The following is a 23,683-nucleotide window of genomic DNA, read 5'->3' as shown; positions in this document are numbered from 1 at the left end:
TCGCTGCCGAGTACACGCCCCGGCGGTTACTTTTGGTTTGCTCGGCTATTGCGGAGGTGTAACCACCCCGCCGCATCTCCGTAGCCCCGCTCCCGCCGTCGCGACCGCCGCCGCATCGCAGCCGGTCATCCGCGCTAACCCCTGGGGCGGCGCGGCGGGGCGGATGTCGCACCATCCGATCTGCGCGGCCGGGCCGGACGTATGTCTCCGTGATCATGATGCCCGCGCTGACCGCACACCGGGTTTGCCATGATCCCGGAGACTTGTGGTACACGGGGGTACATCAGCACTCCGTGATCATGAAAAACCGTTGGTGTCGATGCCGAGTGCGCATGATCACGGAGACTTCCGGTCCCCGCTCCCGGCATGTGGGACGTGATCGCCGATCACGCCCGCCCGGGGCGTTGGGACGCGCGGGCCGGGCACCGCCACGGCGCGACCCAAGCTCTCGGCCGGGCACCGCCACGGCGCGACCCCAGCTCTCGGCCGGGCACCGCCACGGCGCGACCCAAGCTCTCGGCCGGCCACCCGCCGCGACCGCGCAACCACCCCCGCCGTGCAACCACCGCGACCGCGCCGCGCAACCACCCCCGCCGCGGCTCGGCGACCGGCGCGGGTGCGGCTACTGCGCGGGTCCGGCCAGTCGGTCGGTCACGCGCCGCGTCTGCGCGAGTTCGTCGGCGAGCGCCGTGGCCACGAAGCCGCCCCCGGCGAGCGCCATGATGGCCGCGGTTTGGTGCGTATACGAAATATCCGATAAATCCGGACTTGGCACAAGTCCGGATTTATCGTATTTATCGGTTATCGCCCAGGTGTCGGTGGGTGCGTGCGTGGCGATCAGCGTCGACAGCACCCGTGCGCCGTCCAGGATCGCGGGGCCGCCGGGGTGCGACGGGCCGACGGCGACGTCGCTGCGGTACCACGGCCGGGAATCGCGACGGATCGTCGTGGACAGCCGGATGTCGCCCGGGGCCTCGCCGTGGCGGCCGAAGACGACCTCCTCGCGCCAGACCAGCCCGGCGCCGGCGGACAGCTCGGCCGAGGACACCGTGTGGTGCCGGCAGCGGGCCGCCGCCACGGTCGGCTCGGGCAGCCAGGCCAGCCGGCCGCCGTCGGCGACCGTGGCGTGCACCGACAGGCGCGACTCGGCGCCGTCGCGGCCGGGCAGGGCGATGCTCGCCGCGACGGTGCGCACCCACAGCACCGCGCCCGGGCCGACCTCGATCTCGACGCTCAGGTCGTCGCCGCCGAGCGGGCCCGCCGCGCCACCGACGAAGTGGACCTCGTTCGGGCCCGTCCGCCGGGGCAGCAGCGGCGCCTCGCCCTTGAGCACGCGCAGGGCGGTCCGCTCGCCGTCCCGCTCGGCGACGACCCGGGCGGCCGCCCTCACGGGACCAGACCGCGGATCCACTCCTGCACCGGCTTCGCGGCGCGGTCCTCGACCAGCGACAGGAACACGGTCGGCAGCTCGCCCCGGCGGGCCGCCGCGTCGCGCTCCATCACCCCGAGGTCCGCCCCGACCAGCGGGGCCAGGTCGGTCTTGTTGATGACGAGCAGGTCGGCGCTGGTGACGCCCGGGCCGCCCTTGCGCGGCACCTTGTCGCCGCCGGCCACGTCGACCACGAAGATCTGCCGGTCGACGAGGCCCCGGCTGAACGTGGCGGTGAGGTTGTCGCCGCCGCTCTCCACCAGGATCACGTCGAGCGGGCCGAGGCTCTCCTCCAGCTCCTCGATGGCGTCGAGGTTGGCCGAGATGTCGTCGCGGATCGCCGTGTGCGGGCAGCAGCCGGTCTCCACCGCGCGGATGCGGTCGGCCGGCAGTACCCCGTTGCGCAGCAGGAAGTCGGCGTCCTCGGTGGTGTAGATGTCGTTGGTCACGACCGCCACCCGCAGGTCGTCGGCCAGCGCCCGGCACAGCGCGGCGACGAGCGCCGTCTTGCCGGAGCCGACCGGGCCGCCGATGCCGATGCGGACCGCCCGCCGGGTGTCGGGCAGGGGGTGGTGTGGGTCGTCGTGGGGATGCGGGTGCGAGTGTTCAGGATGCAAAGAGCCTTACCTCCCATGCGGCGTGGTCCTCGGCGGACACGTCGAGCAGCGGCGCCGATGCCGCCGGCAGGTCCGCCGCGGGGCCACGGGCGTGCGTTGCGGCCTCCCGGGCCACCTCGTCGCACTCGTCGCCGAGCTCGGCGAGCAGGGCGTGGACCCGGTACGGGTCGAGGCCGAGCAGCCGGACCGCGGCACTGGCCGGTCCGGAGATCGCGTGGTACGCCGCGAGCAGCGCGGCCTCGTCGGGCGTGAGGCCGGCCGCCCGCGCCGCCACACCGAGCGCGACCGGCTGCGAGACCGCGGCGGCCCAGTGCGCATCCTCGCCGGGCCAGACCACCCGCGCGGCCCGGCGCAGCGAGCGGCCCTGCCGGCGGGCGGCCAGGCGCAGCGCCGGCGCGGGCGTGCGCGCGTCCAGCTCGGCCTCCAGCTCCTCGATCGCCTCGGGGCGGGCGCAGGCCGCGGCCGCGAACGCCGCCGCGACCAGCCCGCCGGTGTGCAGCCGGCCGCGCAGGAACGCGCGCAGGCCGTCGAGGTCGCGGACCCGGCCGTGCGCCACCGCCGCCTCCAGGCCGCTCGAGTGGGCGTGGCCGCCCGAGGGGAACCGGCCGTCGGCCAGGATCAGCAGTTGGGTGAACGCCTTCATCTAGAACAAAAAATACCGCTGGGCCATGGGCAGCTCGGTGACCGGATCGGGCTCGACCACCTCGCCGTCGATGCGGACCGTGAACGTGTCGGGCTCGACCTCGATGCGCGGCAGGGCGTCGTTGCCCGGCAGGTCGGCCTTGCCCCGCCCGCGGGTGTCGGCGACCGCGACGAGCCGCCGCTTGACGTCCAGCCGCTCGGCCAGCCCGTCCTCGAGCGCCGCCTCGGCGACGAAGGCGAGGCTGGTGGCCGGGGCGGCGGTGCCGTACGCCCCGAACATGGGCCGGGACAGGATCGGCTGCGGCGTGGGGATGGACGCGTTCGCGTCGCCCATCGCGCCCCAGGCGATCGCCCCGCCCTTGACCACGGCGTGCGGCCGGACCCCGAAGAACGCCGGGTCCCAGAGCACCAGGTCGGCCAGCTTGCCGACGGCGACCGACCCGACCTCGTGGTCGATGCCGGACGCGACGGCCGGGCAGATGGTGTACTTCGCGACATACCGCTTCGCCCGCTCGTTGTCGGCCGGCCCGTCGCCGGGCAGCGCGCCGCGGCGGCGCTTCATCACGTGCGCGGTCTGCCAGGTGCGCAGCACGACCTCGCCGACCCGGCCCATCGCCTGGGAGTCCGAGCCGATGATCGAGATCGCGCCGAGGTCGTGCAGCAGGTCCTCGGCCGCCATCGTGGAGGGCCGGATGCGGCTCTCGGCGAAGGCGAGGTCCTCGGGCACGCTCGGGTTGAGGTGGTGGCAGACGATCAGCATGTCGAGGTGCTCGCTGAGCGTGTTGCGGGTGTACGGCCGGGTCGGGTTGGTCGAGGACGGCAGCACGTTGGGGTGCGACGCGACGGTGATGATGTCGGGCGCGTGGCCGCCGCCGGCCCCCTCGGTGTGGTACGCGTGGATCGACCGCCCGCCGATCGCGCGCAGCGTCTCCTCCACGAACCCGGCCTCGTTCAGGGTGTCGGTGTGGATGTTGACCTGCACGCCGGAGGCGTCGGCGACGCGCAGGCAGGCGTCGATCGCGGCCGGCGTGGTGCCCCAGTCCTCGTGCAGCTTGAAGCCGCCGGCCCCGGCGCGCAACTGCTCCCACATGGCCTCTTCCGAGACCGTGTTGCCCTTGCCCAGCAGCAGCACGTTGACCGGCCACGGGTCCAGCGCCTCGAGCATCCGGGCCAGGTGCCAGGCGCCCGGGGTGACCGTGGTGGCCTTGCTGCCCTCGGCCGGGCCGGTGCCGCCGCCGACGATCGTGGTGATGCCGCTGGCCAGCGCCTCCTCCAGGATCAGCGGGGCGATGAGGTGCACGTGGCAGTCGATCGCGCCGGCGGTGAGGATGCGGCCGTTGCCGGCGATGATCTCCGTCGACGGGCCGATCACCAGGGCCGGGTCCACGCCGTCCATGGTGTCGGGGTTGCCCGCCCGGCCGATACCGACGATCCGACCGTCGCGGATGCCGACATCGGCCTTCACCACGCCCCAATGGTCGAGGATGATCGCGCCGGTGATGACCGTGTCGGGGGTACCGTCGGCCCGGGTGGCCCGGGACTGGCCCATCGACTCGCGGATGACCTTCCCGCCGCCGAAGACCGCCTCGTCGCCCCCGGCGCAGTGGTCGTGCTCGATCTGGATGAACAGGTCGGTGTCGGCCAGCCGCACCCGGTCGCCGGTGGTGGGGCCGTAGAGGTTGGCGTAGCGCCGACGGTCCAGCTCGCTCACAGCGCTCCTCCAGCCTTGCCGCGCAGCCCGGGCACGATGCGGTTCCCGCCGAGCGGGACCAGGGTGACGTCGCGGGCCACGCCCGGCTCGAAGCGCACCGACGTGCCGGCGGGCACCGCCAGCCGGTGGCCCCAGGCGGCCTCCCGGTCGAAGTCGAGGGCCTCGTTGGCCTCGGCGAAGTGGTAGTGCGAGCCCACCTGCACCGGCCGGTCGCCGGTGTTGGTCACCGCCACGACCAGCTCGGGGCGGCCCGCGTTGATCACCACCGGCCCGTCGCCGGGGACGATCTCGCCCGGGATCACGGGATCGGGTGGTGAACGGTCACGAGCTTGGTGCCGTCCGGGAACGTCGCCTCCACCTGCACCTCCACCAGCATCTCCGGGACGCCCTCCAGGACGTCGTCGCGGCCGAGCACGTGCCGGCCGGCCTCCATCAGGTCGACCACGGTCCGCCCGTCGCGCGCGCCCTCCAGCAGGAACGCGGTGATGAGGGCGACCGCCTCGGGGTAGTTGAGCTTGAGCCCCCGGTCCTTGCGGCGTTGCGCCACGTCGGCGGCGACGTGGATCAGCAGACGCTCCTGCTCGTGGCGGGTCAGGAACAACGATGACCTCCCGTGGGGGCGGTGGTGGCCGGATGCTGCCATTCCGATGTTTCACCCCGGTTACCTACCTGCGCAGCCCTTCCGGGGGAATCTCGGGTGTCATCCCTGGGTACCACGAAAAAAGGCCCGGCAACGATCACGTGTTAGGCTCCGGACGCCAACTACCTGGAGAGTTGCATGAGCAATCACCGGTCCGTCGTCATCAACGGGGATCTCGGCAGCGGCAAGTCCACGGTCTCCGTGGCGCTCGCGAGCCGGCTGGGGCTGCGCCGGATCAGCGTCGGCGATATGTACCGGGAGATGGCCCAGCGCCGCGGCATGACCGCCCTGCAGCTCAACCTGCACGCCGAGCTCGACGACGCGATCGACAGCGCGGTCGACAACCTGCAGAGCGAGATCGCGCAGTCCGGCGAGCAGCTGATCGTCGACAGCCGCCTGGCCTGGTTCTTCTTCCACGAGGCGTTCAAGGTCCACCTGATCACCGAGCCCAACGAGGCCGCCCGGCGGGTGCTCGCCCGCCCGCACAGCGAGGTGGAGAACTACGCCTCGCTGGAGGAGGCGAAGCGCAACCTGCACAGCCGCAGCGAGAGCGAGCGGATGCGGTTCCTGACCCGCTACGGCGCCGACAAGTACAAGCTGCGCAACTACGACCTGGTCGCCGACAGCACCCGGGCCACGCCCGACGAGGTCGTCTCGGCGGTGCAGGCCGCGTTCGAGGGCCGGCTCGGCGCCGACATCCTGCGCGAGCGGCCGCCGCTGCTGCTGCTCGACCCGATGCGGATCTACCCGACCCGCGCGATCGACTTCGCCGACGAGACGCTCGCCCAGGAGCTGGCCGGCGCCAGCCCGGAGGACCTCGAGCCGCTCACGATCGGCCACAGCGGGCCGGACTACTACGTGATCGACGGGCACCGGCGGCTCAGCGCGGCCGTGCAGAACGGCGTCCACCTGGTCTCGGCCAGCCTGCTCGCGGAGAGTGAGGAGCCGGTCACCAACCGGCTGAGCGCCAATGACTACTTCCGGGCGCACGTGACGCCGGAGATCATCGACGCCTGGGAGCGGGTCCACAACATCGAGCTGCACAGCCCGTCTGAGGTCCACGCCGCTCAGTAATGAGTAGGTGTACTCAGGCGGTCGCCGCGCGGCCGCCCGAGACTGTGCTCATGACCGCACCCGTCCCGCAGAAGACCACCGCGGCGTTCTTCATCCAGTCCGCGCTGTCGTTCGGCATCTCCCTGGTCGGCGTCGGCGCCGGCATCGCCTATCTGCCGGTCAACGCCTGGATGCGCGCCTTCCTGGCGCTGGGCCTGCTCTACACCGTCACGTCGGCGTTCACCCTGGCCAAGGTCATCCGGGACCAGCAGGAGACGTCCTCGGTCGTGCAGCGCGTCGATCAGGCCCGGCTCGACAAGATCCTCACCGAGCACGACCCGTTTCGCGCATGAATCCCGGCATTTCCGGATGCACACCGCTCACGGGGTGGCCGACTCCAGGCCGCTGACCTGGACGACCACCGACTCCGCGGCGGCGACGGCCTCGGCCGCGACCAGCACCTCGATCGCGGCCATCGGCTCGGCGGCGGCGAGCGTCTCCATCGCCGTGCGCCGGCACGCCCGCGCCGGGACGCGCCGCCTGCGCAGCTTGTTGACGAAGCCGACCAGCGGGGCGCCGGCCACGAAGGCCAGGGCCGCGGCGGCGATGAGCAGCAGCGGCAGCCAGGAGGAGTCCTCGATCGCCTCGCCGCCGAAGTGGCCGAGCAGCGCGCCGTAGGACGCCCATAGCCCGGCGGCGACGACGTCGTAGCCGGCGAACCGGCGCCGCGACATGCCGTTGCGGCCCGCGTAGACGGCGGTGACCATGCGCCCGGCGGGCACGAACCGGCAGAACAGCACGGCGAGGAAGACGTGCCGGCGCATGATGTCGTCGAGCCGGTCGGCGATCGCCTGGGCCCGGCGCGGCAGCGGGCGGGCGGGGCGCCGGCCGCGGCGGGCCAGTCGACGGCCGACGAGGAAGGCGAGGAAGTCGCCGGCGAAGACGCCCGCGGTGCCGGCGAGCACCAGCAGGGCCAGCTGGACGTGGCCGGAGGCGGAGAGGATGCCCCCGCCGATCATCAGGGCCTGGGCGGGGACGACGGGGACGAAGGCGTCGACGGTGAGCAGGACGAGAACCGCGGCGTAGAGCACGCCCGGCGCGGACACGAGGTCGAGCACCGCGCTCACCATGTCGGACTCGTCATCGCCCCGCCCCTAACCCCATGGCACGTTCCCCCTGTGGACCATGCCAACACGGTCCCGCCGGGCTACATGCCCAACTCGCCACGATTGTGTCCCGCATCTCCTTTGAAATGCCTGAGAACACCCCGACTCGGGCGGGTTATCCCACGGTTTCGTGGACGAAGCACCACCGCCAGTACTCCCCCGGCTCGATCGACTGCATCACCGGGTGATGCGTGACGAGGAAGTGCTTCGTGGCGTGCCGCCGGGGCGACGAGTCGCAGCAGGCCACATGGCCGCACGCCAGGCACTGACGCAGGTGTACCCAATCGGTGAAACCGGCCGCCACGCACTCCGGGCAGCCGTCCACCACGGGCGGCTCGACCTTCTCGGCCGCCTCCACATGCACGCAGGTCACAGGTCCCCTCGCTCGAGCAATGACTCCTCCAGGTCCATTTCGCGCTGCGCCTGGCGCAGCGTCTCCTCCGGAATTCTGCCGGTGTCGCGCGCCTTGCGGAAAACCTCACGCTCCGCGATCAGCATCTCGCGGCGCAGCCGGGCGTAGGCGGCGGACGGCGTTTCCACCTCGGCCCGGCCCAGCCGCTCCCACGCCATGTTGGAGCGGCTCAGGGCCAGCTGGCGCAGCCGCTCGATCACCCCGTCGGGTGCGTCGCCGGCCAGTTCCTCCAGCCGCGCCTTGCCCGCCCGGGACGCCTCGTGCTGCACCGAGGCCTCGGCGAGCGCGTCCTCCTTGACGTCGTCGGCCGGGACCTTCAGCCGGCGGGCGACGGCGGGGAGGGTGGCACCCTGCAGTACCAACGTCGCGACGATGACCCCGAAGGCCAGGATCACGAAGAGTCCGCGCGGATAGAAGTCGCCGCCGGCGAGCGTCTCGGGCAGCGAGAGCGCGGCGGCCAGGGTCACCGCGCCGCGCATCCCGGCCCAGGAGATCACCGCCGGGATGGCCAGGGGCAGCCCCGAGTCGCGGCGGCGGCCGCCCGGGACGAGCCGCGACAGGTACGTCGTCGCGAACACCCACGCGATCCGGGTCAGCAGCACCGCGCCGACCACGGCGGCCAGCGCGCCGGCCGTGAACGCGAACGAGCGCTCCACGTGGGCCACGATGCCCCGCAGCTGCAGCCCGACGAGCAGGAAGACCGCGCCCTCCAGCAGGAACTTCACCATCCGCCAGAAGGCGTCCATCTGCAGCCGGGAGGCCGCGGACATCAGCGTGGGCATCCGGTGGCCCAGCGACAGGCCGCAGACGACGACCGACACCACGCCGGAGGCGCCCAGGGCCTCGGCCGGCAGGAAGACCACCCAGGGTGTGAGCAGCGACACGGCGTTGTCGATGAGCGGGTTGCCGATCCGCTTGTGCACGAAGCCGACGACGATCCCGCCGGCCACGCCGATCGCGATGCCGCCGATCACCGCCACCGACGCCTGCCAGGCGATCGACCAGCCGTCGACCGCCTGCCCGACCGCCGCGGCCACCGCGACGCGGAGCGTGACCAGCGCGCTCGCGTCGTTGATCAGGCTCTCGCCCTCCAGCACGGTGACGACCCGCCGGGGCAGGCCGATGCGCCGGGCGACGGCCGTGGCCGCCACCGCATCGGGCGGGGCGACGACGGCGCCGAGGGCGAAGCAGGCGGCCAGCGGTACCCCCGGCAGCAACATATGCAGCGTGAACCCCACCGCCGCCGCCGTGAACAACACCAGCCCGACCGCCAGCAGGAGGATCGGCCGCAGGTTGAACTTGAACGCCGGCATCGAGGTCTCCAGCGCGGCCACGTAGAGGATCGGCGGCAGGATGCCGACCAGCACCACCTCGGGGTCGAGCTCGACCTCCAGCAGCCCGGGGATGAACGAGATGCCGATGCCGACGATGACCAGCAGGATCGGCGACAGCACCCCGATGCGGCGGGCGACCACCGAGGTGGCGACCACGACCGCGATCAGTCCGACGATGTTATCGAGCCCGTGCACGCGCGAAAGCTTATCCACGCCGATGTCGATCGAGCGCCAACGGCACGTGGCAGGCGGCGCGGCGGGCCTGAGAGACTGCACCCGCACATGCAGCAAGCCGTCACGTAGGGGAGGATCATCCTCATGTGTGTCGCGCGGCAAATATCTCGACCCGCCGGATGGGCGTGAGCATGGCCGACTTCGGCGCGACGGTGGACCTGCGCAGCCGGCGGATCGGTCCGTTCGTCGGCGAGCGGATCCGCGTGCTGCTGGTCGAGGACGACCCGGGCGACGCGTTCCTGGTCCGCGAGCTGCTCGCGGAGGCCGACGCGCCGTTCGACGTGGAGATCGCGCAGACCATGCGCGAGGCCCGGCCGCGCTTCCGCGACGTGCACTGCATCCTGCTCGACCTCGGGCTGCCCGACGCGAGCGGCCTCGACGGGCTGCGCCAGGTGCTGCAGGTCTCCGGCGGCGCCGCGGTCTGCGTGCTCACCGGCCTGGAGGACGAGCACCTGGGCACCGCCGCGGTCGCCGAGGGCGCGCAGGACTACCTGGTCAAGGGCACCGTCGACGGCGCCGGGCTGTCCCGGGCGGTGCGCTACGCCGTCGAGCGCAAGCGCGCCGACGTGCAGGCCCGGCTGCTGCGCGAGTCCGAGCTGCGCCAGGCCGAGTCGGCCCGCCTGGAGCGCGGGCTGCTCCCCCAGCCGCTGATGCGCGACGTCCCCGCGCGGCTGTATTCCATCTACCGCCCCGGCCGCGACCGCGCGCTGCTCGGCGGCGACTTCTTCGACGCGATCGGCGTCGGCGGCACCCGCCTGCACCTGCTCATCGGCGACGTCTGCGGCCACGGCGTCGACGAGGCGCCGCTCGGCGTGGCGCTGCGGGTCGCCTGGCGCGCCCTCGTGCTGGCCGGGGTGCCCGAGGAGCAGATCCTCGACTCGCTGGAGCAGGTGCTGGTCAGCGAGCGGCGCACCGACGAGCTGTTCGCGACGGTGGCGGTGGTCACCGTCGACGTGGCCGCCGGCACCGCCCGGATGCGCCTGGCCGGGCACCCGCCGCCGATCCTGCTGACCGGCGGCCAGGCCGTGCCCTGCGACGTCGAGCCCGGCCTGGTGCTGGGCGTGCTGCCGGGCATGCCCCGCCCGGAGGCCGAGGTGACGCTGGGTCCCACCGGCGAGTGGTCGCTGCTGCTGTACACCGACGGCCTGATCGAGGGCGCCGCCGGCCCGGACACGCGGCCCGGCGAGCGCCTCGGCGTCGACGGGCTGTGCCGGGTGCTCGAGCAGCCGCAGCGCGCCGCGCTCCCCGACCTGCCCGGCTGGCTGGCGCTGCAGGCGGAGGCCCACAATGAGGGTCCGGTGCCCGACGACATCGCGGTGCTCCTGCTGACCCCCTCAAGGACCTCATGACCTCCTCCTCCTGGTCGCTGTGGCGGCGGATCATCACGCTGTGCGCGATCGTGGCCGGCGTGCTGGGCCTGATCGCGATGACCGCGGCCGCGACCGCCGCCGTCAACCGCTCCGACACGTCCAAGGTCATGGACCGGCTCACCCCGGCCCTGGCCAACGCCGAACGGCTGTATTCGCAACTGCTGCGCCAGCAGTCCAGCGCGCGGACGTTCGCGCTGACCGGCAAGGACTCCGACCTGGACAACTACCGCGACGCGCAGCACCAGGAGGCGCAGATCCTGTCCGACACGCAGGCGCTGCTCTCCGACGAGCCCCGCCTCGCGGCCGCGGTGCGCGACATCGGGGCGGCCACCGCGCGGTACCGCGGCCAGATCATCGAACCGCTCATCGCGCGGACCCGCACCCAGGGCGCCGACCCCGACAACGCGGCGCCGACGGACGAGTCACGCACCGTCTACAACGACGCGGCGAACCGCATCACCGCGCTCTCGCAGCAGCTGTCCGTGCGCCGCGACGACGTGGCCCGCGAGGTCCGCGCGACCAGCGGCGTGCTGATCCTGCTGCTCATCTTCGCCGCGATCGTCGTGGTGCTGGCCGGCGTCGCCCTCGCCCTGCTGCTGCGGCGCCTGGTCAGCCGCCCGGTCACCGACCTGGCCGCCGAGGTGCGCCAGGTGGCGGGGGGCGACTACGGGCACGAGATCGCCGGCTTCGGCCCGCCCGAGCTGGCCGCCCTGGCCGGCGACGTCGACACCATGCGCCGGCGGATCAACGCCGACCTGACCGACGTGCGGGAGGCCCGCCGCCTGGTCGAGGAGGCCAACCGGATGCTGGAGCAGCAGGCCGCGGAGCTGACCCGGTCCAACCGCGACCTGGAGCAGTTCGCCTACGTGGCCAGCCACGACCTGCAGGAGCCGCTGCGCAAGGTGGCCAGCTTCTGTCAGTTGTTGCAGCGGCGGTACTCCGGGCAGCTGGACGAGCGGGCCGACCAGTACATCGGCTTCGCGGTGGACGGCGCGCAGCGCATGCAGCGGCTGATCAACGACCTGCTGGCGTTCTCCCGCATCGGCCGGCTGACCGCGGGCTTCACCGACGTCGACCTCAACAAGGTGGTCGTGGACGCCTCGGCCCACTTCGACGCCCAGCGCGAGGCCACCGACACCGAGATCGTCTTCACCGACCTGCCGGTCGTCCGCGGCGAGGAGCCGCTGCTGGGCGCCCTGTTCAGCAACCTCATCGGCAACGCGATCAAGTTCCGCCGCCCCGACGTGCCGCCGCGCATCGTGATCGACAGCCGCCTGGCCGACGGCGAGTACGAGATCAGCGTCGAGGACAACGGCATCGGCATCGAGCCGGAGTTCGCCGACAAGGTCTTCGTGATCTTCCAGCGCCTCCACGCCAAGGAGACCTATCCCGGCACCGGCATCGGCCTGGCCATCGCGAAGAAGATCGTCGAGTATCACGGCGGGCGGATCTGGATCGACCCGTCGCACCGTGAGGGTACGCTGTTCCGGTTTACGCTCCCGGTGCCCGTTCCAGCTCGTGTTGAGGAGTCCGTCTCATGACCGCACCCGCGGAAGCATCCCTCCCCATCGAGGTGCTGCTGGTCGAGGACGACCCGGGCGACGTGCTCATGACGCAGGAGGCGTTCGAGGAGCACAAGGTCCGCAACAAGCTCAACGTGGTCCAGGACGGCGAGGAGGCGCTGGCCTACCTGCGGCGCGAGGGACGCTTCGCCGAGGCCACCCGTCCGGACCTCATCCTGCTGGACCTCAACCTGCCCCGGGTGGACGGCCGCGAGGTCCTGCAGGTCATCAAGGAGGACCAGGACCTGCGCCGCATCCCGGTCGTCGTCCTGACCACCTCCCAGGCCGACGAGGACATCCTGCGCAGCTACTCCCTGCACGCCAACGCCTACGTGACGAAGCCGGTGGACTTCGACAGCTTCATCGCGGTCGTCCGCCAGATCGACGAGTTCTTCGTCAGCGTCGTGAAGCTGCCCCCACGCTCCTGACCCCTTGCCGCTCTTGCCCCCTGCCCCTCTTGGCCCCCTGTCCCTCTTGACCCCTTGACTCTTTGACTCCTTGGTCCCTTGGTCCCTTGGGCCTTAGGGCCTTTGGGCCCGCCGCCTCGTCAGGGGGTCAGCCGCGACACGTTCGACAGCAGCAGTGCCTCGGCCACGCAGACCCGCTCGAACTCGCCCAGGTGCAGGCTCTCGTTCGGCCCGTGCGCGCCGGTCCCCGGGTCCTCGACCCCGGTCACCAGGACCGCGGCCTTCGGGAACAGCTCCTGGAACGTCGCGATGAACGGGATCGACCCCCCGACCCCCATGTCGACCGGCTGCACCCCGTCCCACGCCGCGGCGAACGCCTCCCGCGCGGCGTCGAACGCCGGCCCGGTCGCGTCGATCACGCACGGCTCGCCGAGCTGCTCGAGCTCGACCGTCACCTTGGCCCCCCACGGCGCGTGCCGGTGCAGGTGCTCGACCATCGCCTCGTACACCCGCTGCGCGGAGTCCCCCGGCGCGATCCGCACGCTGAACTTGGCCTTCGCCACCGGAATGAGCGCATTGGGTGCCCCCGCCGTGGCCGGCGCGTCAATCCCCAGGATCGAGATCGAGGGCCGCGTCCAGAGCCGCTCAACCAGCCGCCCGCGCCCGATGAACCCGACTCCGTCGAGCATCCCGGCCTCCGCCCGGAACCGCTCGACCGGGTACTCCAGCGGCGCCGACCCGGTCCGCACCAGCCCCTCGACCGCAACATCACCGTCGTCGTCGTGCAGGCTGGCGATCAGCCGCGACAAGGAGATCAGCGCATCGGGCACCGCCCCGCCGAACATGCCGCTGTGGACGGCGTTCTCCAGCACCCGCACCTCGACGAACCCGTTGACGATCCCCCGCAGCCCGGTCGTCAACGCCGGCTGCCCGATGTCCCAGTTCCCCGAGTCCGCAATGACGATGACATCGGCCGCGAGCTCATCGCGGTACTCCCGGAGCAGTTCCTCGAGCGACTCCGAGCCGAATTCTTCTTCCCCTTCGATGAACACCACCACCCCGACCGGCAGCTCATCCCCGAACGCCCGCAGCGCCGCGACATGCGCCATAACTCCCGCTTTGTCATCGGCAACGCCACGCCCGTAGAGCCGCCCGTCCCGCTCGACCGGCTCGAACGGATCGCTCAACCACCGCGAACGGTCCCCAACCGGCTGAACATCGTGATGCGCGTACAGCAGCACGGTAGGCGCCCCGGGGGGCGCCGCCCGCCGCCCGAGCACGGCCGGCTGCCCACCCTTGCGCACGAGCCTGACGTCGGACAGCCCAGCCCCCCGCAGCAACTCGGCGACCGCCTCAGCCGACCGCTCCACGATGCTGTGGTCGAACCCGGTGAACGCAATCCCCGGAATCCGGACGAGACGCTCCAGATCGGCCCGCACACCTGGCATTTCCCGCCGGATCGCGGCCCGGAGCTCTTCCTCGGTTCGCACTGTCATAGCCAAAACTTACTGCGCACCCCAACCCGAGCGCGCCGCCACCGCCACATCCACCACGCCCAGCTCCGACTCCCGCTCCCGCTTCCCGCCCCGCCGCGGCCCCGCCCGGCCCGTTCCCACCCCGGCCCCGCCCGGCCTGCCCCGCCCAGCCCCGCCCAGCCCCGCCCAGCCCCGCCCAGCCCGGCCCGGCCCAGCCCGGCCCCGGCAAGGCCACGGCCCGCCCCGGCACCTCGCATCGGCCGGCGTCACCCGGGAACAGGCACCGCCGACCGCCAGCGGGCACGACGTCCAGCGGTTGCCCGGACTGCACGTCCCAACGCCCCGGGCGGGACGCGGCCGGCAATCACATCCCACCCGCCGAGCGCCGACCGCCGCGGAGCACGGCGCAGCGACCGGAAGTCTCCGCGATCATGCGCAACTGGCCCCGACACCAACGGTTTTTCATGATCACGGAGCGCTGATGTACACCCGTGTACCGAAAGGCTCCGGGATCATGGCAAACCCGTGGTGCGGCCACCGCGCACATCATGATCACGGAGACATACGTCCGCCCCGCCCCACGCAGATCGGATGGTCCGCCCGACAGGTGCGACATCCGCGACGTCCGGCCCCGCCGCATCCGCAACGTTCGCCCCGCCGCGCCGCCCGTGGGTCGGCCGCCGATGACCGGTTGTGCGCCACCGGCGGCCGCCGATGGCCGCCGCCAACAGGCCAGGCCGACGGCCCCCAGCACCGCCACGAGCCCCTTGAGCCTGCCCCGCGCACGACCGGCACGCCCTGGACGGGCCGAGCGGCACCGCGCCGGCGCACTGCGGGCGTCGCGCGACGTCCGCGCTCAGCTCCTACCGGCCGGGGTTCCCTGAATCCCGCGCCACGCTCTCCGCAGGCCCCGTCCGCCGCGTGCCAGGGCCTCGCTCACTCCGTGGTGCCGTCCGCGCCCTCCGTCCCGTTGCCGCGCATCCAGCCCCGCATCCGTCCGGCGCCGGCGCCGACCCAGCCGCCGACGTCCGCGGCGCCGTCGCCGAGCTTGCGTAGCAGCGACACGAGCGGGTCCTGCGAACGGTTGAACGCCTGGCGGTACGACGCCGCGGCCGCCTTGATCTCCTCGCTCACCGAGGCGTTGCCGTCATCGTCGCGCCGCGGGTAGTCGCCGGACAGGATCCGCTGATACTCGCCGCTGTCGATCCAGGCCCGCACCTCGGCCGCCCGCGCGACCGGCATGGGGTGCGACCGCGTCGTCACCATCCGGATCTTGATCAGGCTGTCGCGCAGGTCGCCGGCCCGATCGAACTCGGCCGCCTGCTCCAGGAACGCCGTCGTGTCGACCTCGGACAGGTCACCGCCGCCGGCGAGCTTCATCGCCAGCCGCAGCGACGCGGCCGGGTCCTGGCAGGCGAGCAGCCCGGCCCGGTCGGCGGACAACTCGGCCTTGCGCCACCACTCCATCAGCGCCGCGACGATCGCCCGTAGCACCATCGACCCGACGGGCAGCCACGCCAGCCGCACCGCCCAGTCGGTGAGGATCAGCACCATCGTCCGATACACCGCGTGCCCGCTGACCAGGTGCCCGATCTCGTGCCCGAGCATGCAGCGCAGCTCGTCATCGTCGAGCAGCTCGACCGACCCGGAGTTGACCACGATGAACGGCTTCGACATGCCGATGCACATGCCGTTGATCGACCGATCCTGCTGCACGAACAGCTCCGGCAGCTCGGACACGTCCAGCGACGCGGCCGCCTCGGCCAGCAGCCGGTGCACCCGCGGATACTGCCGATGGTCGACCCGGATCGCGTTGCCGAGGAACTGCAGACGCCACGCCCGCTCGTTCCACAGTGCGTGCAGCGACTTGAGCACGTCGTCGAATCCACGTAGCTCCCGCAGCGCCACCAGTGCGCCCCGGTCCGCCGGGTGCTCCCAGGCCCGGGAGCTGATCCCGGTCAGCACGACTCGCCGTCGCGCCGGAGGATTGCCGCTCTGCGCCTCGTCGGTGCTCATTCGCCCTGCTCCTCCCCGTCCGGCCTGCTCTCCGGATCGTCCTCCAGTGTCGCGCCGGTCGTCCACCCTTCCGGGCCGATGACGTACTCGATCTCCGGATCGTGCGCCTCCGCCGGCGCTCCGTCGACGAGCACGTCGGCCGCGCCGGGCGTCCCGTCCTCGGCGAAGTGCCCGTCCTCACCGGTCATCCAGCGCTCCCACTCGGGCCGCAGCGCCTCGCCGTCGCGCTCAAGCCCCCGCCGCAGCCGTAGCCCGCGCGGGGCGTGCACCAGCACGCTCAGCGTCAGGTCGGGCCGCATGACCGCCGACGCGCTGCCCACTCCCTCGACGATCAGCACGTCGGGCGGCTCGATGACGGTCCACTCGTCGACCAGCCGCTCCAGCCCCCAGTCGTAGCGCCGATACGCCCCCGCCCGCCCGCTCCGGAACGGCTCGAAGACCCATTCCCGCAGCCGGGGCTGCCAGATGGGCATCTTCGACCACCCGTCGAGGAAGTCGTCGGTGTGCAGCACCGTCACCCGGCGCGTCCGCTGCAGCTCTGCGGCGAGGCGACCGGCGAACGTGGACTTGCCGGACCCCGCCCGCCCGTCGACCGCCACCAGCCGAACCGCCCCCAGCCGCGCCTTTCGCGCCAGTACCAACTCGGCCAGCTCCCGATATGTCCCCTTCACGGCTCCCCCAACCCGGCGCTCGTCATCGCGTCCCCACCGTGATCGTCGGCAGACCGCTCGGCGCCCCGCCCTCGATGAGCCGCCACAACGCATCGGTGTCCAGATGCTCCTCGACCAGGTCGCCGAGCACGTCCACGGTCCGCTCCCGCAGTGCCGCGAACGACGTGTCGGGCGCGACCTCGAACCCGTGCCGCCCGGCCAGCCGCGCCGCCTCGCCGAGAAAGGCCCGCCGGAACGCGTCCGACTCGAACGCCCCATGCCAGTGCGTCCCGAACACGTTGCCCGCGACGGCCCCCTCCCCCGTGCCGTCCGGCAGCTCGATCAACGGCCGTTCCGCGCCCCGGGTGACCTGGCCGTGATGGATTTCGTACCCCCGGACAGGCACCCCTCCGAACGCTGTCCCGCTCGGCAGCGCCAGGGTCTTGCGCTGCGCGAACGCGATGTCCACCGGCAGCAGTCCCAGCCCGGCCACGCTGCCGCGGCCGCTCTCCACCTCGTCGTCGATCCGCTCGGCGAGCATCTGGAACCCGCCGCAGATCCCCAGCAACGGGCGCCCGGACTTGGCATGACGGACGACGGCGTCGACCAGCCCGCGCTCGCGCAGCCACGCCAGATCGTCCACAGTGGACTTGCTCCCGGGGATCACCACCAGGTCCACGTCGGCCAGGTCCGCCGGCTCGACGGTCAGCCGGACCTGCACACCGGGCTCACACGCCAGCGCCTCGGCGTCCGTCGCGTTGGACAGCCGGGGCAGCCGCACCACGGCGACGCGCAGCCACTGGCTTCCCCGGGCCGGCGCCGGCCGGCCGAGCACCCTGCCGTCATATGCCAGCGAGTCCTCCGCGTCCAGCCACAGCTCGTGCGACCAAGGAACAACGCCCAGCGTCGGCCGCCCGGTGAGCTCCGTCAGCGCCTCCACCCCCGGCCGGAGCAGCCCGGCGTCGCCGCGAAACTTGTTGATGACGAACCCGCTGACCAGCGCCTGATCGTCGGAGTCGAGCAGCGCGACCGTGCCGAACAGCGCCGCGAACACCCCGCCGCGGTCGATGTCGCCGACCACGATCACGGGGAGCCCCGCGGCCCGGGCGAGGCCCATGTTGGCCAGGTCGGTGGCCCGCAGGTTGATCTCCGTCGGGCTGCCCGCCCCCTCGCAGATCACCACGTCGTGCCGCCGGCGCAGGTCGTCGAGCGTCTCGAGCACGGTGGCCCGCAGCCGGTCCTTGATCTCCGCGTAGTTGGCGGCGCCGATGTGCCCGACCGCCTGCCCGAGCACGATCACCTGGCTGCGCCGATCGGAGCCGGGCTTGAGCAGCACCGGATTGAACCGCACGCTCGGCGCCAGGCCGCAGGCGACCGCCTGGAGCGCCTGTGCGCGCCCGATCTCCCCGCCCGTGCCGTCCGGCTCGATGGCGACGGCGGAGTTGTTCGACATGTTCTGCGCCTTGAACGGCGCGACGTTGACACCTTGCCGATGCAGCCACCGACAGATCCCGGCCGTCAGCAGGCTCTTGCCCGCGTCCGACGTCGTTCCCGCGACGAGCAGACCACCCTTGCCTCTCACGCCGCCCATTCTGACCCGGCGGTACGACAGAAATTCGGCCCGATCGCGAGAAGTAATCGAGAAACTACGCGTAGTACCCATCCCCCACTCGACCCCCAAAACTGTCACAGCCCCCCGGTACGTTCCCCACATGAGATTTTTGACCGGCTCACGGGCGGACGCGGTCGGGATCGTGCTGGGCGCGGTCCTCGACGCGGTCTTCGGGGACCCACGACGATGGCATCCCGTCGCCGGGTTCGGCCGGTTCGCCGGGGCGCTGGAGCAGCGCCTCTACGCCGACGACCGGTGGGCCGGAGTCCGCTTTACCGCGGTCGCGGTCGGCGCACCGGTCGCCGCCGCGGCGATCGCGGCGCGGCTCACCCGGCACAGACCGGTGGCCCGCACGGCACTTGTCGCGGCCGCGACCTGGTCGGCGCTAGGCGGCACCAGCCTGGCCCGCGAGGGTCGGGTCATGGCCGACCGGCTCACCGCCGGCGACCTGCCGGCGGCAAGAGACCAGCTGCCCAACCTGTGCGGCCGGGACCCGGCCGCGCTGGACGCCCCCGAGCTGGCCCGCGCGACCGTGGAGTCGCTCGCCGAGAACACTTCCGACGCCGTGGTCGCCCCGCTGTTCTGGGGCGCCGTCGCCGGACTGCCGGGCATCGTCGGCTATCGAGCCATCAACACGCTCGATGCCATGGTCGGCCACCGCTCGCCGCGATACGCGCGATTCGGCACCGCCAGCGCCCGCCTCGACGACGCGGCAAACCTCGCCCCGTCCCGCCTGACCGCCGCCCTGACGGTCGCCGCGGCACCCCTGGTCGGCGGCAGCCCGTCCCGCGCGCTGCGGATCTGGCTGCGCGACGGCTCCCACCACCCGAGCCCCAACTCGGGCCAGTGCGAGTCCGCCGCCGCCGGCGCACTGGACGTCCGGCTGGGCGGCCGCAATGTCTACGGCTCACGCATCGAGGAGCGCCCCCACCTCGGCGACGGCCGACCGCCGGACCCGGCGGACATCCGCCGCGCGGCCACCCTCTCCATCGCCGTCGGCACGGCGGCGGTCGCCCTGGCCGCAGCCGCCCGGCTCCACCTCGCCCGCCGCCACCGCCGCCGCCGAAAACCCTGACCACGCTGCCGCGACGGGTTCGGATGGCGAGCACCCGGCGCCACCTCGCCCGCCACGGCCGATTTCCGCAACCGTCTCCGCCGCCCGCGCCGAGGCCGAGGCTCAGGCCCAGGCGTCCAGGCGCCCACAGTTGACGCAATCCGCGATCAGGTCCCACACGGCAGCCGCGATCAGGCCCTGCACAGCGGGCGCTGCACGACGGGCGCTGCACGGCAGGCGCTGCACGGCAGGCACTGCACGGCAGGCACTGCACGGCAGGCACTGCACGACGGGCGCTGCACGGCGCGGGCCACAGCGCAGCGACCGGAAGTCTCCGGGATCATGCAACACCCACTGCCGACACCAACGGTTTTTCATGATCACGGAGTGAACATGTACACCCGTGTACCACAAGTCTCCTGGATCATGGCAAACCCGTGGTGCGGCCAGGGCATGCTTCATGATCACGGAGACATACGTCCGCGCGGCCGCACCGATCGGATGCCCGCCCGACGAGTGATACATCTGCAACGCCCGACGTGCCACCTGCCACCTGCCGCAGTCGGCGTGCCCCGCCCGCGGCGAGCCACGAGTCGGCCAGCCGGGTCGGCCAGCGGGGTCGGCCAGCCGGGTCGACGAGCTGCGGGGCGGCCAGCCAGGTCGGCGCCGATGACCGCCGTGCCTCGCCGGCGGCCAGCGACGCCCAGCTGCAGCGGCCGCCGGCTGAGCGCCATCGTGAAGCCGCCGGCGCCCAGGACCGCGATGCACCGTTCGACATCAACCGCCGGCCACGTGACAGCAACCACCACGATCAGGCGCCGGCCACCGCACACCATGCCGCCGGGCGTGAGCGGACGGGCCGTGGGACGGGACGGGACGGGACGGGAGCCAAAGTGGAGGGCGGTGGTTACTAGCAAGCAAATGGCGCAAAAACAAGAGCTTGTCTCACATCCGTCACGGTCTTAGTTTGCTGTCGTGGAGCTCGTGCTTCTCCCTGTTCTCGCACCGATTCGGGACTTTGGTCGCGACGATGTGCAATCGCCCGTGCTCGATGAGTTCATGGGTGGGCTGGGAGTTGGCTACAGCTACGGGCCGCCGTTCGGTCAGCGGCTGGTGACGTGGGCCGATCTGCAACGCATGGAGCTTCCCCGCCGCACGCTGCGCCGCCAGGCCGCTCACAACCTCGACGCGCGGCTCGATGCTGTTGGCGTCCACGGTCAGCCGCCGGCGCTCATGCTCACGTTCGAGGGGATCGCCTCGACGCTGTTGCTCGCGGAAGGGCTGTGGGCGAGTCTCGAGCGGTCCGTGCCGGGCGAACTGGTTGTCGGCGTGCCGGCGCGGGACGTCGTCATCGTTACCGGGTCGCAGTCGCCGCCGGGGCTGGCGAAGGTGCGGCGGGCGGTCGATCGGGTGTTCTTTGCCGGGGATCGGTATCTGCTGTCGCGCAAGATGCTGGTTCGGCGCCGGGGCATCTGGGAGCCGTTCGTGAGCAACCAGGCCCGGATGCCCGAGGAGGCGGCCTTCTAAAGGCCGCCCACCCCAGCCAGCCCAAGCCCGCCCAGCCAAACCGGCCCGCCAGCCCAGCCCAGCCAAACCGGCCCGGCCCGCCGGCCCAGCCATCGCCGCCGCCGCGCTGGAAACCGGCCCGGCCCGCCCGCTCAGTCCAGCCGCCTCCCAGCCAAACCGGCCCGGCCCAGCCAAACCGGCCCGGCCTGGCCGCTCGGTCCAGCCGCCTCCCAGCCAAAGCGGCGAAGCCCGAGGTGAGCGAGCCGGTCCGTACCCCGGCAGAAACACCGCCTCGGTAGGGCTGGCACCAGTGGTAACGACAGAGTGATGTCGGTCAGCCGGAGGCGAGCTCGGCGGCGATGCGGCGCAGGACGTCGGGGACGGGCTCGCCGGTGGTGCGGGCGTGGTCGAGCAGGATCAGCGCGGCCAGGTTGGTCATGCCGGTGAACGCGCGGCCGACGTCGGCGATCGTGTCGTCCTCGCCGATCATCTGCTGCAGGTAGCCGCTGCGGGTCTCGGCGTCCTGCGGGGACTGGAACAGCAGTGTCAGCACGCCGATCGCGTTGCGGGTGTCGTCGCGGCGGTGCTCGTCCATGCACCCACCCTACGGTGCACAGCCCCACGATGGCCCTCGGAGAGCGCTCTCGGAACCCACCGAAGGGCCGATTGACCCATCTGCATGCGTGACCAGAATTGGCCCACGGGGCGATCCCGAAGGGAGCACCGATGGGCAGCGTGACGAGCCACGTGGTCGTGCCGTTCGAGGGCGAGGGCGCGGGCGTCGCCGGGATGACGTGGGCGCAGGTCGGCATCTGGAAGACGATGGTCGCCACCGGCATCAACATGAACATCGGCGGCACCGTGACGCTGCCGCCGGGCACTCCGCTGCGGGAGATGACCACGCTGCTGCGGTACATCATGGGCCGCCACCAGTCCCTGCGCACCCGCCTGCGCTTCGCGTCGGACGGCGGCGCCGAGCAGGTGATGTCCGCGGCCGGCGAGGCCTCGGTCGAGATCGCCGACGTCGAGCCGGGCGACGACGCCGACGCGGTGGCCGAGGAGATGCGGGCCCGCTACGCCGGCGAGGCGTTCGACTACGAGCGCGAGTGGCCGGTGCGGATGGGGGTGGTGCGCCGCGGGGACGCGCTAACCCACGTCGTGCTGATGTACTGCCACCTCGCGGTCGACGGCTTCGGCATCGACGCGATCGTGCGCGACCTGGCTCACCTTGACCCGGCGACCGGCGAGGGCACCGAGCCGGTCACCGCGCTGACCCCGTTCGAGCTGGTCGAGAAGCAGGGCAGCGCGTCCGGGCGGCGGGCCGCCGACAAGTCGCTGCGGCACTGGGAGCAGGTCCTGCGCGCGATCCCGGCCCGGCGGCTGGGCGTCTCGGACGACCCGCGCGAGCCGCGCTACTGGGAGCTCACCATGCGCTCCCCGGCGATGCACATCGCCCTGGAGACCGTCGCGCGGCGCACCGGGATCGGCGTCGGCTACGTCGTGCTCGCCGCGTACTCGGTCGCGCTCGCCCGGCACACCGGGATCAACCCCAGCGTCGCCCAACTCGTGGTCAACAACCGGTTCCGGCCCGGCTGCGGCGACTCGGTGAGCCAGCTGGCGCAGCTGGGCGTGTGCGCGGTCGACGTGGACGGGGTGCCGTTCGACGAGGCGGTGCGGCGCGCGTTCACGGCGGCGACCGGCGCCTACAAGCACGGCTACTACGACCCGGCCGGCCTCGACGAGGTCGTCGCGCGCGTGCGCGCCGAGCGGCCCGACCTGGAGTACGACATCATCGTGAACGACCGCCGCGCGTTCACCGGCGCCACCGACCAGGGCGCCGCGCCGGTGCCGCTCAGCGAGCTGCTACCGCTGACGTCGACCTGGTGGAGCCGGCGGGTCGACACGCTCGACGCCGTGCTCAATCTCAGCGTCGACGCCGCGCCGGACGCGGTCGACGTCACGATCTGCGCCGACACGCACCGGCTGAGCCCGGCGGATATCGAGACGCTGGCGCGGGAGATCGAGACGGTCACGGTCGAGGCGGCCTTGGCGGAGGTGGCGCCGCGGACGTGACCCGCCCGCGGCGCCGGATCGGGATGTCAGCCCGCGGCGCAGACCGTTCCGTTGAGGGTGAACGCGACCGGCAGGACGTTCGGGCCGCTGTAGGCGCCGATGAAGCCGACGCTGGTCGTGCCGCCGCCCGGCGCGAGCGTGGTGTTGAAGTCGGCCGGGGTCACCCGGACCGTCGCGCCCGCCTGCGTCCACGTGCCGTTCCAGCCGCCGCTGACGCTCTGCCACCCGGTCGGCCAGGTGAAGGCCAGGGTCCAGCCGTTGAGCGCGGCCGTACCGGTGTTCGTGATGTCGATGTTGGCGACAAAGCCGTTGCCCCAGTCGTTGCTGTCCGTGAAGCGGACCGTGCAGGTGCTCGTCGCCGGGGCGGGCGAAGGAGTGCATGAGCTTCAGCGCGTGGTTTGGGGCGAAGGGCGTGTTCAGCGGCGGCTCGCAGACGCCGCCGCACGCGGGCTCTTGTCCGCGTGGTCGTCGGCCTCCCACGCGCTACCGTAGTGGCCGTTGCCGTAGTTCTCGTTGCCGACGGTCCAGTAGGTGGCGTGGTAGCTCTTTTCGATGTTGGTGTAGTGCACCCAGCCGGCCGCCTCCCGCGCGGTGCCGGTGCCGTAGTTGGCGATGATCATCGGCTGGGCGCCGATGAGGCGGGCCGAGGCCATCCGCAAGCTGGGGCCCGCCAGTCTCGCCCGGCAAGCTTCCGCCCGGCTCGTCGGTGTTTGTCAATGC

General features: G+C 72.4%; 23 protein-coding genes and 1 pseudogene. 8 read left to right on the top strand and 16 right to left on the bottom strand.

The genetic code is table 11. The annotated features are described in order from the left end of the window. Positions 1-622: 622 nt before the first annotated feature. Genes ACQPXD_RS05950 through ACQPXD_RS05925 form a run of 6 tightly spaced genes read right to left on the bottom strand, consistent with a single transcriptional unit; the run spans position 623 to position 5,000 of the window. Positions 623-1,390 carry an urease accessory protein UreD gene (locus tag ACQPXD_RS05950; protein ID WP_432835606.1) on the bottom strand — a complete coding sequence of 256 codons (768 nt, stop codon included), beginning with the start codon at positions 1,388-1,390 and terminating at the stop codon, positions 623-625. Beyond that, positions 1,387-2,046: an urease accessory protein UreG gene (gene ureG / locus ACQPXD_RS05945; RefSeq protein ID WP_432835605.1), complete on the bottom strand. Its 660-nt coding sequence runs from the start codon at positions 2,044-2,046 to the stop codon at positions 1,387-1,389. Before ureG ends, ACQPXD_RS05950 begins: the two co-directional genes overlap by 4 nt. Further along, a complete protein-coding gene (locus ACQPXD_RS05940; RefSeq protein ID WP_432835603.1) occupies positions 2,036-2,689 on the bottom strand; it encodes an urease accessory protein UreF in 654 nt (217 codons plus the stop codon). The genes ureG and ACQPXD_RS05940 overlap by 11 nt, the downstream gene beginning before the upstream one ends. Next, entirely contained in the window at positions 2,690-4,399 is a 1,710-nt protein-coding gene (locus ACQPXD_RS05935; RefSeq protein WP_432835601.1) for an urease subunit alpha, read from the bottom strand. Further along, entirely contained in the window at positions 4,396-4,701 is a 306-nt protein-coding gene (locus ACQPXD_RS05930) for an urease subunit beta (protein WP_432835599.1), read from the bottom strand. Before ACQPXD_RS05930 ends, ACQPXD_RS05935 begins: the two co-directional genes overlap by 4 nt. Beyond that, complete coding sequence (locus tag ACQPXD_RS05925) at positions 4,698-5,000, bottom strand: urease subunit gamma (RefSeq protein ID WP_432835597.1); 303 nt, start codon at positions 4,998-5,000, stop codon at positions 4,698-4,700. The genes ACQPXD_RS05930 and ACQPXD_RS05925 overlap by 4 nt, the downstream gene beginning before the upstream one ends. A gap of 177 nt (positions 5,001-5,177) precedes the next feature. On the opposite strand from ACQPXD_RS05925, the gene ACQPXD_RS05920 reads away from it, so the two are divergent. Further along, complete coding sequence (locus tag ACQPXD_RS05920; RefSeq protein WP_432835595.1) at positions 5,178-6,113, top strand: AAA family ATPase; 936 nt, start codon at positions 5,178-5,180, stop codon at positions 6,111-6,113. Between the two features lie 50 nt (positions 6,114-6,163). Further along, positions 6,164-6,445 (top strand): YiaA/YiaB family inner membrane protein, encoded by a 282-nt coding sequence (locus tag ACQPXD_RS05915; protein WP_432835593.1) that lies wholly within the window; start codon positions 6,164-6,166, stop codon positions 6,443-6,445. Between the two features lie 27 nt (positions 6,446-6,472). On the opposite strand, the gene ACQPXD_RS05910 is transcribed toward ACQPXD_RS05915, so the two are convergent. From ACQPXD_RS05910 to ACQPXD_RS05900, 3 genes are all read right to left on the bottom strand, one after another. Beyond that, a complete protein-coding gene (locus ACQPXD_RS05910) occupies positions 6,473-7,222 on the bottom strand; it encodes a DedA family protein (RefSeq protein ID WP_432835591.1) in 750 nt (249 codons plus the stop codon). 151 nt (positions 7,223-7,373) lie between these two features. After that, positions 7,374-7,631: a UBP-type zinc finger domain-containing protein gene (locus tag ACQPXD_RS05905; protein WP_432835589.1), complete on the bottom strand. Its 258-nt coding sequence runs from the start codon at positions 7,629-7,631 to the stop codon at positions 7,374-7,376. Then, positions 7,628-9,199 carry a Na+/H+ antiporter gene (locus tag ACQPXD_RS05900; RefSeq protein WP_432835587.1) on the bottom strand — a complete coding sequence of 524 codons (1,572 nt, stop codon included), beginning with the start codon at positions 9,197-9,199 and terminating at the stop codon, positions 7,628-7,630. The genes ACQPXD_RS05905 and ACQPXD_RS05900 overlap by 4 nt, the downstream gene beginning before the upstream one ends. A 170-nt stretch (positions 9,200-9,369) precedes the next feature. Here ACQPXD_RS05900 and ACQPXD_RS05895 point away from each other — a divergent pair, with 170 nt between their 5' ends. From ACQPXD_RS05895 to ACQPXD_RS05885, 3 genes are read left to right on the top strand one after another with little or no spacing between them, the layout of a single operon-like run. Further along, the gene (locus tag ACQPXD_RS05895) at positions 9,370-10,587 is read left to right on the top strand and encodes a PP2C family protein-serine/threonine phosphatase (RefSeq protein WP_432843664.1); all 1,218 of its coding nucleotides are present in this window, start codon (positions 9,370-9,372) and stop codon (positions 10,585-10,587) included. Beyond that, complete coding sequence (locus tag ACQPXD_RS05890) at positions 10,584-12,149, top strand: sensor histidine kinase (protein WP_432835584.1); 1,566 nt, start codon at positions 10,584-10,586, stop codon at positions 12,147-12,149. The genes ACQPXD_RS05895 and ACQPXD_RS05890 overlap by 4 nt, the downstream gene beginning before the upstream one ends. Beyond that, positions 12,146-12,598 (top strand): response regulator, encoded by a 453-nt coding sequence (locus tag ACQPXD_RS05885; RefSeq protein ID WP_432835582.1) that lies wholly within the window; start codon positions 12,146-12,148, stop codon positions 12,596-12,598. Before ACQPXD_RS05890 ends, ACQPXD_RS05885 begins: the two co-directional genes overlap by 4 nt. 119 nt (positions 12,599-12,717) lie before the next feature. Here ACQPXD_RS05885 and ACQPXD_RS05880 read toward each other — a convergent pair whose 3' ends face one another. The 4 genes from ACQPXD_RS05880 to ACQPXD_RS05865 all read right to left on the bottom strand — a co-directional run bounded on the left by ACQPXD_RS05880 (position 12,718) and on the right by ACQPXD_RS05865 (position 18,300). Beyond that, complete coding sequence (locus ACQPXD_RS05880; protein WP_432835580.1) at positions 12,718-14,073, bottom strand: dipeptidase; 1,356 nt, start codon at positions 14,071-14,073, stop codon at positions 12,718-12,720. A 915-nt stretch (positions 14,074-14,988) separates the two neighbouring features. After that, positions 14,989-16,068, bottom strand: coding sequence for a M48 family metallopeptidase (locus ACQPXD_RS05875; RefSeq protein WP_432835578.1), 1,080 nt, complete (start codon positions 16,066-16,068; stop codon positions 14,989-14,991). Continuing rightward, positions 16,065-16,739: a uridine kinase family protein gene (locus ACQPXD_RS05870; RefSeq protein WP_432835576.1), complete on the bottom strand. Its 675-nt coding sequence runs from the start codon at positions 16,737-16,739 to the stop codon at positions 16,065-16,067. Before ACQPXD_RS05870 ends, ACQPXD_RS05875 begins: the two co-directional genes overlap by 4 nt. A 22-nt stretch (positions 16,740-16,761) precedes the next feature. Next, positions 16,762-18,300, bottom strand: coding sequence for a cobyric acid synthase (locus tag ACQPXD_RS05865; protein ID WP_432835574.1), 1,539 nt, complete (start codon positions 18,298-18,300; stop codon positions 16,762-16,764). A 130-nt stretch (positions 18,301-18,430) separates the two neighbouring features. Between ACQPXD_RS05865 and ACQPXD_RS05860 the strand changes: the two genes are divergently transcribed. Both ACQPXD_RS05860 and ACQPXD_RS05855 read left to right on the top strand, forming a co-directional pair. Beyond that, positions 18,431-19,405, top strand: coding sequence for a cobalamin biosynthesis protein (locus ACQPXD_RS05860; RefSeq protein ID WP_432835572.1), 975 nt, complete (start codon positions 18,431-18,433; stop codon positions 19,403-19,405). 954 nt (positions 19,406-20,359) lie between these two features. Further along, a complete protein-coding gene (locus ACQPXD_RS05855) occupies positions 20,360-20,911 on the top strand; it encodes a hypothetical protein (protein WP_432835570.1) in 552 nt (183 codons plus the stop codon). Between the two features lie 313 nt (positions 20,912-21,224). On the opposite strand, the gene ACQPXD_RS05850 is transcribed toward ACQPXD_RS05855, so the two are convergent. Then, positions 21,225-21,485, bottom strand: a complete 261-nt coding sequence (locus ACQPXD_RS05850; protein WP_432835568.1) for a hypothetical protein — start codon at positions 21,483-21,485, stop codon at positions 21,225-21,227. A 131-nt stretch (positions 21,486-21,616) separates the two neighbouring features. Here ACQPXD_RS05850 and ACQPXD_RS05845 point away from each other — a divergent pair, with 131 nt between their 5' ends. Next, positions 21,617-22,963 (top strand): condensation domain-containing protein, encoded by a 1,347-nt coding sequence (locus tag ACQPXD_RS05845; RefSeq protein WP_432835566.1) that lies wholly within the window; start codon positions 21,617-21,619, stop codon positions 22,961-22,963. Between the two features lie 26 nt (positions 22,964-22,989). Here the strand turns inward: ACQPXD_RS05845 and ACQPXD_RS05840 are convergent. Both ACQPXD_RS05840 and ACQPXD_RS05835 read right to left on the bottom strand, forming a co-directional pair. Further along, positions 22,990-23,298, bottom strand: a pseudogene (locus ACQPXD_RS05840) (cellulose binding domain-containing protein); the annotation flags it as partial. Between the two features lie 81 nt (positions 23,299-23,379). Then, positions 23,380-23,616, bottom strand: coding sequence for a hypothetical protein (locus ACQPXD_RS05835; RefSeq protein WP_432835564.1), 237 nt, complete (start codon positions 23,614-23,616; stop codon positions 23,380-23,382). Positions 23,617-23,683: the final 67 nt, after the last annotated feature.

This window comes from Dactylosporangium sp. CA-092794, from assembly GCF_050948465.1.
Lineage (GTDB): Bacteria > Actinomycetota > Actinomycetes > Mycobacteriales > Micromonosporaceae > Dactylosporangium.
Note: the sequence above shows the minus strand (reverse complement) of the source record. Positions and strands in the feature narration are given on the sequence as shown.

What these genes read in the sequence shown, in the direction of transcription:
- ACQPXD_RS05940 (WP_432835603.1), bottom strand. Translation starts at nt 2,689, where the DNA reads ATGAAGGCGTTCACCCAACTGCTGATCCTGGCCGACGGCCGGTTCCCC.
- ACQPXD_RS05920 (WP_432835595.1), top strand. Translation starts at nt 5,178, where the DNA reads ATGAGCAATCACCGGTCCGTCGTCATCAACGGGGATCTCGGCAGCGGC.
- ACQPXD_RS05915 (WP_432835593.1), top strand. Translation starts at nt 6,164, where the DNA reads ATGACCGCACCCGTCCCGCAGAAGACCACCGCGGCGTTCTTCATCCAG.
- ACQPXD_RS05910 (WP_432835591.1), bottom strand. Translation starts at nt 7,222, where the DNA reads ATGGTGAGCGCGGTGCTCGACCTCGTGTCCGCGCCGGGCGTGCTCTAC.
- ACQPXD_RS05895 (WP_432843664.1), top strand. Translation starts at nt 9,370, where the DNA reads ATGGCCGACTTCGGCGCGACGGTGGACCTGCGCAGCCGGCGGATCGGT.
- ACQPXD_RS05890 (WP_432835584.1), top strand. Translation starts at nt 10,584, where the DNA reads ATGACCTCCTCCTCCTGGTCGCTGTGGCGGCGGATCATCACGCTGTGC.
- ACQPXD_RS05885 (WP_432835582.1), top strand. Translation starts at nt 12,146, where the DNA reads ATGACCGCACCCGCGGAAGCATCCCTCCCCATCGAGGTGCTGCTGGTC.
- ACQPXD_RS05880 (WP_432835580.1), bottom strand. Translation starts at nt 14,073, where the DNA reads ATGACAGTGCGAACCGAGGAAGAGCTCCGGGCCGCGATCCGGCGGGAA.
- ACQPXD_RS05875 (WP_432835578.1), bottom strand. Translation starts at nt 16,068, where the DNA reads ATGAGCACCGACGAGGCGCAGAGCGGCAATCCTCCGGCGCGACGGCGA.
- ACQPXD_RS05860 (WP_432835572.1), top strand. Translation starts at nt 18,431, where the DNA reads ATGAGATTTTTGACCGGCTCACGGGCGGACGCGGTCGGGATCGTGCTG.
- ACQPXD_RS05850 (WP_432835568.1), bottom strand. Translation starts at nt 21,485, where the DNA reads ATGGACGAGCACCGCCGCGACGACACCCGCAACGCGATCGGCGTGCTG.
- ACQPXD_RS05845 (WP_432835566.1), top strand. Translation starts at nt 21,617, where the DNA reads ATGGGCAGCGTGACGAGCCACGTGGTCGTGCCGTTCGAGGGCGAGGGC.
- ACQPXD_RS05835 (WP_432835564.1), bottom strand. Translation starts at nt 23,616, where the DNA reads ATGGCCTCGGCCCGCCTCATCGGCGCCCAGCCGATGATCATCGCCAAC.